This window comes from Xanthomonas sp. SHU 199 (genome assembly GCF_000364665.1).
Classification (GTDB): domain Bacteria; phylum Pseudomonadota; class Gammaproteobacteria; order Xanthomonadales; family Xanthomonadaceae; genus Xanthomonas_A; species Xanthomonas_A sontii.
Genome location: NZ_AQOI01000655.1, coordinates 1 through 9354, shown reverse-complemented (window position 1 = coordinate 9354; position 9354 = coordinate 1). Strand labels below are relative to the sequence as shown.

Below are 9354 nucleotides of genomic sequence, written 5' to 3'. Positions count from 1 at the left end.
CGAGCGCGGCGGCGGCACCGACGCCCTGCAGCGCCCGCCACAGGTCGATCGCCGCGACCGAGCCGGCCACGGCCACGCCCAGGCTGGCGCTGGCGAACAGGGCCAGACCGCCGAGGAACACCCGGCGCCGCCCATGCCGATCGGCGAGCGCACCGGCGGCCAGCAGCAGGCTGCCGAAGCTGAGCATGAAGGCGTTGGTGATCCAGGCCAGGGCCAGCGCGCTACCGCCCAGGGCCGCGCCGATCGCCGGGGTGGCGACGGCACCGCCGGAGAAGTTCAGCGGCAGCGCCAGGGCGGCCAGGCACACCGCGGCCAGGGCGGCGCCGCGGCGCGGCAGGGGAGTGGAATCGGGAGGCGAAGCGGAGGTCATCGGAGCGGCTCTGGCGGCGGATGTCGGAAGGCCACTAGAGATACCGGGGCGGCAATTCGCGAAAAAGGCCGCGATCCTCCGCGCTTTGCGGAATGGAACGCTCTAATATCGCCAGATGGATCGCCTCACCGGCATCGTCGCCTTCGTCCGGGCCGCCGAACAGCGCAGCTTCGTCGGCGCCGGCCGCGTGCTCGGCATCTCGGCCTCGGCGGTGGGCAAGAGCGTGGCCGGGCTGGAGCGCGCGCTCGGCGTGCGCCTGCTGCAGCGGACCACCCGCCGCATCGCGTTGACCGCCGAAGGCGCGCTGTTCCTGGAGCATTGCCAGCGCGTGCTGGCCGATCTGCGCGAAGCCGAGGAGGCGCTGGCGCAGACCCGGCAGGCGCCGCGCGGGCGGCTGCGGGTCGGCCTGCCGACCATCGGCTACCGCTTCCTGGTGCCGCTGCTGCCGGAGTTCCGCCAGCGCTATCCGGACGTGGCGCTGGACCTGGAGTTCGACGACCGCGTGGTCGACCTGCTCGAGCACGGCCTGGACGCGGTGATCCGCAGCGGCGTGCAGGCCGACTCGCGGCTGCTGGCGCGGCGCCTGGGGCCGTTCCGTTTCTGCCTGTGCGCGGCGCCGGACTACCTGCGCCGCCGCGGCGTGCCGCAGACCCCGGCAGAGCTGGCCGCGCACGACGGCGTGCTGTTCCGCGTTCCCGACACCGGCAAGCCGCAGGACTGGCCACTGGCGGAACCGGTATCGCTGCCAGCGGCGGTGCTCACCTGCAACAACATGGAAGCGGTGCGCGCCGCGGCGATCGCCGGCCTGGGCATCGCCTGCATGCCGGCGTTCCTGGCGCAGGACGCGTTGGCCGATGGCCGCCTGCAGTCGGTGCTGGACGCGCACCTGACCGACGGCGGCGCGTTCTTCGTGGTGTGGCCGTCGCGTCGGCAACTGTCGCCGAAGCTGCGCGTGTTCGTGGATTTCCTGGCCGAACGGCTGTTCCGCACCGATTGACGCCACGTCGTGTGCCGGGCGACGCGCGCTGTCGCAGCCGCTGCGCCGCCGCACCGGCTAAAATGCGCGGGTGGATGTCTCTCATTTGCTCGACGATCTGAACCCCGCCCAGCGCGAGGCCGTTTCCGCCGCGCCCGGCCATTATCTGGTCCTGGCTGGCGCCGGCTCCGGCAAGACGCGCGTGCTCACCCATCGCATCGCCTGGTTGCACCAGGTGCATGGCGTGCCGGTGCACGGGATCCTGGCGGTCACTTTCACCAACAAGGCCGCGGGCGAGATGCGCCACCGCGCCGACCTGCAGTTGCGCAACGGCAGCCGCGGCATGTGGATCGGTACCTTCCACGGCCTGGCGCACCGCCTGCTGCGCCTGCATTGGCAGGACGCGAAGCTGCCCGAGAGCTTCCAGGTGCTCGACGCCGACGACCAGCTGCGGCTGGTCAAGCGCGTGGTGCAACAGCTGGAGCTGGACGAAGGCAAGTACCCGCCCAAGCAGATCGTGTGGTGGATCAACCAGCAGAAGGACGAAGGCCGCCGCGCCCAGCACATCCAGCCGGAACCGCGCGACGAGTGGGTCACCACCCTGCGCAACGCCTATGCGCTGTACCAGGAGCGCTGCGACCGCGCCGGCCTGGTCGATTTCGCCGAACTGCTGCTGCGCGCACACGAACTGCTGCGCGACACCCCGGCATTGCTGGCGCACTACCGCGCCCGCTTCGGCGAGATCCTGGTCGACGAGTTCCAGGATACCAACGCCATCCAGTACGCGTTCGTGCGCGTGCTCGCCGGCGACAGCGGCCACGTGTTCGTGGTCGGCGACGACGACCAGGCGATCTACGGCTGGCGCGGCGCCAAGGTCGAGAACGTGCAGCGCTTCCTCACCGATTTCCCCAGCGCGCAGACCATCCGCCTGGAGCAGAACTACCGCTCCAGCGCCAACATCCTCAACGCCGCCAACGCGGTGATCGCGCACAACCCCGACCGCATCGGCAAGCAGCTGTGGACCGATTCGGGCGATGGCGAGCCGATCGACCTGTACGCGGCCTACAACGAGGTGGACGAGGCGCGCTACGTGGTCGAGCGCGTGCGCCAGTGGGTGCGCGACGGCGGCAGCTACAGCGAGGCGGCGGTGCTCTACCGCAGCAACGCGCAGTCGCGCGCCTTCGAAGAGGCGCTGATCGCCGAACAGGTGCCATATCGGGTCTATGGCGGCATGCGTTTCTTCGAGCGCGCCGAAATCAAGGACACCCTGGCCTATCTGCGCCTGGTCGCCAATCGCGCCGACGATGCGGCGTTCGAACGCGCGGTCAACACCCCGCCGCGCGGCATCGGCGACCGCACCCTGGACGAAGTGCGGCGTTTGGCGCGCGCGCAGTCGCTGTCGCTGTGGGCGGCGGCGCAACAGGCCGCGCAGCAGGGCGGCGACCTGGCCGCACGCGCGCGCAACGCGCTGGGCCAGTTCCTCGGCCTGATCGAGCAACTGGCCCTGGACGTGGCCGGGCTGCCGCTGCCCGAACAGATCGACCAGGTGCTGGCGCGCTCCACCCTGCGCGAGCACTGGGGCAAGGAAAGCCGCGGCGGGCTGGATTCGGAATCGCGCACCGACAACCTCGACGAACTGGTCTCGGTGGCCTCGCGCTTCGTGCGCGCCGACGGCGACGAGGACGCCGACGAAGGCCGCCAGGCGATGACCGAACTGGTCGCGTTCCTGGCCTATGCCTCGCTGGAGGCCGGCGAAGGCCAGGCCCAGGCCGGCGAAGAAGGTGTGCAGTTGATGACCCTGCATTCGGCCAAGGGCCTGGAATTCCCGATCGTGTTCCTGGCCGGCATGGAAGACGGCCTGTTCCCCAGCGCGCGTTCGCTGGAAGAGAGCGGGCGCCTGGAGGAAGAGCGGCGCCTGGCCTACGTCGGCATCACCCGTGCCCGCCACAAGCTGGTGCTGAGCTATGCCGAGTCGCGGCGCATCCACGGTCAGGACAACTACAACGTGCCCTCGCGCTTCCTGCGCGAGATCCCGCGCGAGTTGCTGCACGAAGTGCGGCCGAAGGTGCAGGTGTCGCGCAGCGCCTCGCTGGGCGCGCCGCGCAGCCTCGGGCACAGCGTGATCGAGGCCCCGGCGATCAAGCTCGGCGCCAACGTGCAGCACCCCAAGTTCGGCGGCGGCGTGGTCATCGACTACGAAGGCAGCGGCGCCCACGCCCGCGTGCAGGTGCAGTTCGACGAAGCCGGCGCCAAGTGGCTGGTGATGGCGTACGCCAATCTGACCCTGTTGTAGGTGCGCTCTTCGGTCCCGTCTGCGGACGCGGCGGGATGGCGACAGGCTCGACGTTCTAAATGTCTTCAATAGAAGACTTAAAGCTGCATAAGATTCATAATTGAAGACTATTCTTCGATTTGCGGCCGATGTCTGCCGCGGTATGATGTATCCGATTAATTGCATAAACGCTGTTTGCGTATCGGATTGAAGACATGGCTGCTTACGACAGGTTGTCGCCATTGGCGAGCTCGGCCATCACGTCGCTGGGAGACGTCATTCGTCGCGGCCGTAGAGCCCGGACGATGACCCAGGAGGAACTGGCCGAGCGTGCCCGGGTCAGCCGTCTGACCGTCCTCAAGATCGAATCGGGCAATCCCGGCGTCGCCATCTGGGCGTGGGTCAGCGTCATGGAAGTGCTGGGCCTGCTTGGCACATTGCAGGCATTGCACGATCCGGTGGCGCAGGCCATGGATGCGGCGCATGGACGCCGGGTGCGCAAGCGCGATCTGCGCAAGAAACTGGATTTCTGACGATGCCGGTCCACGAACGTTACGTCATGATCCGCCTTGAGGGAGCCGATCAGGACGTGCCCGCAGGGCTGCTGACGCTGGTGGAAACGCACGCCGCATCAGTCGGTAGCCGGTTTGCCTATGGCATGCGCTATTCCCGCCGCCCCGGCGCCATCGACGTCGATCCCCGCAGCCTGCGCCTGGACGAAGTAGCGCCCGGTATCGAGGTCGCGCCGCCGGGCGATCTCGCCCTGTTCGGCGCCATCCGCGATGCCCTTCCCGATGCCTGGGGCCGGCGCGTGCTTGCCAACACGCTGCGCATCCAGGAAGGCCAACTCAACGACCGGGTGCTGATCGACAATTCCAGTCCCAACCGCAGCGGTGCCCTCGATTTCCGTCGCCGTCCCGAAGACGCGCCGCACGACAGCGGTCTGCTGCGGCCGATGCATCTGGATCACCTGCTCGATGCCGCCGAGCGAATCGAAGAGGGCGAGTCCGTTCCGCAACACTTGCTCGAGCTGCTGGGCGAGGCGCCCACGCTCGGCGGCATGCGGCCCAAAGCGGTGCTGGTCGATCAGGGGCGGCAGTGGTTGGCCAAGTTCCCGACCCGGCGCGATCCGTTCGACATTCCCTTGATCGAGCACGCCACGCTGGAACTGGCCCGTCTTGCCAAGATGGATGTTCCCGACACCCGGCTGATCGATGTGCCAGGTCGCGGGACGGTGATGATGATCGCGCGCTTCGATCGCGGCACCGAGGCCGAGGGCTATCGCAAATGGCATATGGTCAGTGCGCTGACGGCGCTGGGCGTGCATGAAATGGATTCGCCGAAGATGGCCTATGCGGACATCGCCGACGCGCTGGGCCGGCTGGGTGCGGCGGGACAGGTGACTGCCGATCGCCACGAACTGTTCCGGCGCATGGTGTTCAACATTCTGGTCTGCAACGACGACGACCATCTCCGCAACCACGCGCTTGTGCACCGTGGCGACTTCGGGGGCTGGCGCCTGAGTCCGCTCTACGACGTGGTTCCCAGGCCGAGCGGCGGCAGCGAGCGCTTCCTGCACCTGGGGATCGGCGCACAGGGGCGCCTGTCCACGCTCGACAACGCGCTCACGCACTGCGCGAGGTTTGCCCTCACCACCGCGGCCGCGGCAGCGGTGATCGATGAGGTGGCGGGCGTGGTGCGCGAGTGGAAAGGCCACTTCGAGGCGCAAGGCGTACCTGGTTCGCAGATCGACAAGGTGCAGAACGCATTCCGGCGGCCATCGCAGATCGGCCTGGCGCAAGTGAACCGGTTCCTGTAACGCGGTCTGCCGCTCGCGGCGGGCTGGCGCGACTGGCCGGGCAGGACGGGCAGGACGGGCAGGACGGGCATCTAAGCAGGGAGCATCCATGGTCTTGCTTCATGGTCCCTACGTCAGCGACCGCGGCCGCGCCAGGACGACAGGCGATGACCGAGCTGGTTGGGTTCCTGGCCTGTACCTCGCTGGAGAGCTGCGTAGGCCAGCACCGGTCTTACATGCCGCGCCCGGCGCATGCGTCAGCGTGGCGACGGCGCGGACGATGCCGCGACGCGGGTGAAGTAGTTGGTGCGCATCGTCGGTGTGCCGTCCGGCGCGAACGCGGACACGGTTTCGGTCATCGAGCGGCCGTCCGCGGCGACGGTGTAGATGCGGGTCGAGGCCACGCTCCTGTCCTTGGACAGCATCATCGCCAGCACGTTGGGCGCGGGCATCTGCAGCGCGAAGACATCGGTCTCGAAGTTGTTCTTCACCGGCGTGGTGCGGCCATCGAGCGCGGCGACGCCTTCGGCATGCATGGTGCCGCCGCCCTGTTCGGCAATGTCGACCTTGACCGCCCACTTGCCCTTGCCCGCCTCGCTGAAGCGCAGGGTGACCGCCTTGGGCCGGTCCTGGGATGCCCGATCCAGGCGCGCCACGTCCACGGCCCAGTTGCCGAGCAGGGGCGAGGGCGCAACGGGTGCGGCGGATGCGGACAGACACGGCGACAGCAGCGCCGCGAGCGCGACGGCGAATAGCAGTTTCATGCGACCTCCCGGGAATGGTGTGCGGCGATGAGGACAGCCAATGGTGTGCGCTGCGCGCGTTCGCTCGGTCGACCGTGCCGGGGTGCCGAAGAGTGCATCCGTGCGGCGGCATGACCGTCCTGCTCCAGGACGCGTGCGCCGCGACGCTGGCACCGCAGGCGCAGCGCAACAGGTCGGTGGTCAGGAGGCTGGGTCCGTCGCGCACACGGCCTCGCTCAGCCCGCGCCACGCCGTCGCCGCGCTTCCAGCAGCGCATAGCCGGTACAAGCCAGCAGTAGCGGGCCGAGGTAGTAGAAGGCGCGATAGGCCAGCAACGCCGCCAGCAGTTCCGCTTGCGGCGCCTGCGTCCCGAGCAGCGGCAGCACCACCGCTTCGAGCACGCCGATGCCGGCCGGCACGTGGGCGATGGCGGTGGCCACGGCCGCCGACAGCAGTGCGCCGAGCGCCGCGGTATAGGCCACGCCGGCCGGCATCAGCACGTACAGCAGGGCGCCCATCAGCGCCCAGTTGCCGGTGCCCAGGCCGAGTTGCAGCAGCGCCAGCGGCAACGGCGGCAGGTGCAGGACGTGGCCGCGCACCTGCAGCGTGCGGCCGTGCGCGCGCTGGCAGGCGATCAGATACGCCAGCACTGCGGCCAGCATCGCGGCGCCGACCCATGGCAGCACCGCGCCGCTCAGCGGCCACTGCGCCGGCGTGCGCAGGCGCCCGCTGACCAGCAGCACGCCGGTCAGCAGCAGATAGCCCATCCAGTTGGTGGCGATGGCGAAGCCGACCACGCGGCTGATCGTCGCCAGGCCCAGCCCGGCGCGTCCGTACAGGCGGTAGCGGATCGCGGTGCCGCCGATCAGCGCACCGACATTCAGGCTGAAAGCGTAGGCGATGTCCGCGATCGCCATGACCCGCGGCGTCGGCACCGCATGCGCCGCGTAACGTCGCGCGGCCAGGTCGTAGCCGGCATACAGCACGTAGCTGGCCAGGCTCAGGCCTGCGGCGGCGGCCAGGGTGCCGGCACCGTAGCCCGCCAGGGTGGTGCCGACCTGCGCCCAGTCCACGGTGCGCGCCGCACGTACCAGCAGGACCGCCACCAGGACCAGGAAGGCCAGATAGGCGAAGCGGCGCAGCATGCGCCAACGCGTGCGCGGATGGTTCATGGCGCGTGCCGCTTGCGCCGCAGCACCGCAGTGCGCGGCGTGCGCTTGGGCAGGCGGCTGGCCCACTGCGGCACGTTGCGCAGCACATGGAACAGCAGCGGCCGCAGTAGCGGTTGCCAGAAGCGTCCGTGTGGCACATGCGCCGGCACGACTTCGCGGCAGTGCCGTTGCATCAGTCGCTGCAGGCGCCCGTGCAGGTCGCGCGCGAAGGCGGCATCGCGGATCACCAGGTTGGCTTCCAGGTTCAGCGCCAGGCTCAGTGGATCGAGATTGCTCGATCCCACCGTGCTCCAGTGCCCATCGATCACCGCGACCTTGCCGTGGAACGGGCGCTCGCAGTACTCGAAGATCTGCACGCCGGCATCGACCAGATGCCGGTACAGCGCGCGTGCGGCGAACAACGCCAGCGGCGTGTCCGGTTGCCCCTGGAAGATCAGCTTCACCGCCACCCCGCGGCGCGCGGCCGCGCACAGGTCGCGCAGGAAGCCGTAGCCGGGGAAGAAGTAGGCGTTGGCGAGCACGATCTGGTGCCGCGCGTTGCGGAATGCCTGCCGGTAGGCGCGCTCGATGCTGCGCGAGCGGCCGGCGTTGTCGCGTGGCAGGAAGCACACCTCGGCCGCGCCGGCGGGCGGCACATCGACGTTCTCCTGCGGCACCCAACCCGCACCGGTACCGTGTGTGGCCAGGGTCCGGCGCACGAACGCGACCATATCCGCCACCACCGGGCCTTGTACCTCCACCGCGTAGTCCTGCTTGGCCTCCGGGCCGAAATCGGCCAGGTGATCGGCCGACCAGTTGATGCCGCCGATCATGCCGATCCGCCCGTCCACCACCAGCAGCTTGCGGTGCATGCGCCGGAACACGTTCAAACGCACGCCGAGCAGGGTCGGCTGCTGGTCGTACAGGCGCAGCTCGGCGCCGGCCTCGGTCAGTTCGCGCACGAAGCCGGGCGAGAGATCCGGCGAGCCGAACGCATCCACCAGCAGGTGCACGCGCACGCCGCGGCGCGCAGCGGCGACCAGGTGGTTCTTCAGCGCCAGGCCGACCTTGTCCTCGAACCAGATGAAGGTCTCCAGCAGCACCTCGTGCCGGGCCGCGTCGATCGCGGCGAAGGCGCGCGGAAAGTACGCATCGCCGTTCTCCAGCAACTGCAGGCGGTGGCCCTGGCGCCAGCGCGTGTCGCGGTTCGCTGCACGGCTCACAGCACGATCCTGGCGTGCAGCGGAGCGTGGTCGGACAGGTGCGACCATGGGCGGCCGGTCAACACCCGGGCGGCCTCGATGCGCACGTTGCGCAGGTAGATGCGGTCCAGCGGCAGCAGTGGCCAGCGCGCCGGGAAGCTGCGCGCCACGTGCCCGTGCAGGTGGGCGAAGGCCTCGGTCAGCCCGTGCCGCTGCAGCAGCGGATGCCCGCGCTGGCGCCAGTCGTTGAAGTCGCCGGCGACGATCAGTGGCGCCTGTGACGGCAGTTCGGCGATCAGCGCACCGAGCAGGCCGATTTGCCGACGCCGGTGCGCCTCGCGCAGGCCCAGGTGCACGCAGATCGCATGCACCGCCAGCGCATGCCCCGGGATCTCCAGCACCGCATGCAGCAGCCCGCGGTGCTCGTGGCCGGCGATGGAGACGTCGCGGTTGACGAAGGAGGCGATCGGGAAGCGCGACAGCAGCGCGTTGCCGTGGTGTCCATGCGGATACACTGCATTGCGGCCATAGGCGAACTGCGGCCACAGCGTATCGGCGAGGAATTCGTACTGGCTCTGCGCCGGCCAGTCGGCGTGGCGGCCGGCATGCAGCTGATGCTCGCCCAGCACTTCCTGCAGGAACACCAGGTCCGCGGGCAGGGCGCGGATCGCCGCACGCAACTCCGGCAGCATGAAGCGCTGCTTCAGCACGCTGAAGCCCATGTGCGCATTGATGGTCAGCAACTCGATCGCAGGCATGCCGGGACGGGACGGGGCGGAAACTCCGCCTGCCATTGTCGTCGGCATCCGCGTGCGGCGCGTGACGGTGTCGCGTCGCGCACC

9 protein-coding genes are annotated in these 9354 nt (G+C 69.4%); 4 read left to right on the top strand and 5 right to left on the bottom strand.

The annotated features are described in order from the left end of the window. Positions 1–370: MFS transporter (locus D183_RS0118780; RefSeq protein WP_026144642.1), on the bottom strand; the 370-nt coding region annotated here is incomplete at its 3' end. A gap of 115 nt (positions 371–485) precedes the next feature. Here D183_RS0118780 and D183_RS0118775 point away from each other — a divergent pair. The 4 genes from D183_RS0118775 (at position 486) to D183_RS25240 (ending at position 5437) form a co-directional block, all read left to right on the top strand. Beyond that, positions 486–1367, top strand: a complete 882-nt coding sequence (locus tag D183_RS0118775) for a LysR substrate-binding domain-containing protein (protein ID WP_017910357.1) — start codon at positions 486–488, stop codon at positions 1365–1367. A gap of 70 nt (positions 1368–1437) precedes the next feature. Then, on the top strand, positions 1438–3639 hold the full coding sequence (gene uvrD / locus D183_RS0118770; RefSeq protein ID WP_026144641.1) for a DNA helicase II: 2202 nt from the start codon (positions 1438–1440) through the stop codon (positions 3637–3639). A 194-nt stretch (positions 3640–3833) separates the two neighbouring features. Beyond that, on the top strand, positions 3834–4151 hold the full coding sequence (locus tag D183_RS0118765; protein ID WP_223875660.1) for a helix-turn-helix domain-containing protein: 318 nt from the start codon (positions 3834–3836) through the stop codon (positions 4149–4151). Between the two features lie 2 nt (positions 4152–4153). Then, complete coding sequence (locus tag D183_RS25240; protein WP_081613390.1) at positions 4154–5437, top strand: type II toxin-antitoxin system HipA family toxin; 1284 nt, start codon at positions 4154–4156, stop codon at positions 5435–5437. Between the two features lie 236 nt (positions 5438–5673). Here the strand turns inward: D183_RS25240 and D183_RS0118755 are convergent, their stop codons facing one another. From D183_RS0118755 to D183_RS0118740, 4 genes are all read right to left on the bottom strand, one after another. Next, positions 5674–6180, bottom strand: a complete 507-nt coding sequence (locus tag D183_RS0118755; RefSeq protein WP_017910353.1) for a hypothetical protein — start codon at positions 6178–6180, stop codon at positions 5674–5676. Between the two features lie 215 nt (positions 6181–6395). After that, positions 6396–7331 (bottom strand): lysylphosphatidylglycerol synthase domain-containing protein, encoded by a 936-nt coding sequence (locus D183_RS0118750; protein WP_039728642.1) that lies wholly within the window; start codon positions 7329–7331, stop codon positions 6396–6398. Next, on the bottom strand, positions 7328–8533 hold the full coding sequence (gene clsB, locus D183_RS0118745; protein ID WP_017910351.1) for a cardiolipin synthase ClsB: 1206 nt from the start codon (positions 8531–8533) through the stop codon (positions 7328–7330). Before clsB ends, D183_RS0118750 begins: the two co-directional genes overlap by 4 nt. Next, on the bottom strand, positions 8530–9270 hold the full coding sequence (locus tag D183_RS0118740) for an endonuclease/exonuclease/phosphatase family protein (RefSeq protein WP_017910350.1): 741 nt from the start codon (positions 9268–9270) through the stop codon (positions 8530–8532). Before D183_RS0118740 ends, clsB begins: the two co-directional genes overlap by 4 nt. Positions 9271–9354 lie beyond the last annotated feature (84 nt).

Coding starts and splice junctions, on each gene's coding strand:
- D183_RS0118765 (WP_223875660.1), top strand. CDS start 3,834: ATGGCTGCTTACGACAGGTTGTCGCCATTGGCGAGCTCGGCCATCACG.
- D183_RS0118755 (WP_017910353.1), bottom strand. CDS start 6,180: ATGAAACTGCTATTCGCCGTCGCGCTCGCGGCGCTGCTGTCGCCGTGT.
- D183_RS0118775 (WP_017910357.1), top strand. CDS start 486: ATGGATCGCCTCACCGGCATCGTCGCCTTCGTCCGGGCCGCCGAACAG.
- D183_RS25240 (WP_081613390.1), top strand. CDS start 4,154: ATGCCGGTCCACGAACGTTACGTCATGATCCGCCTTGAGGGAGCCGAT.
- D183_RS0118740 (WP_017910350.1), bottom strand. CDS start 9,270: ATGCCTGCGATCGAGTTGCTGACCATCAATGCGCACATGGGCTTCAGC.
- D183_RS0118750 (WP_039728642.1), bottom strand. CDS start 7,331: ATGAACCATCCGCGCACGCGTTGGCGCATGCTGCGCCGCTTCGCCTAT.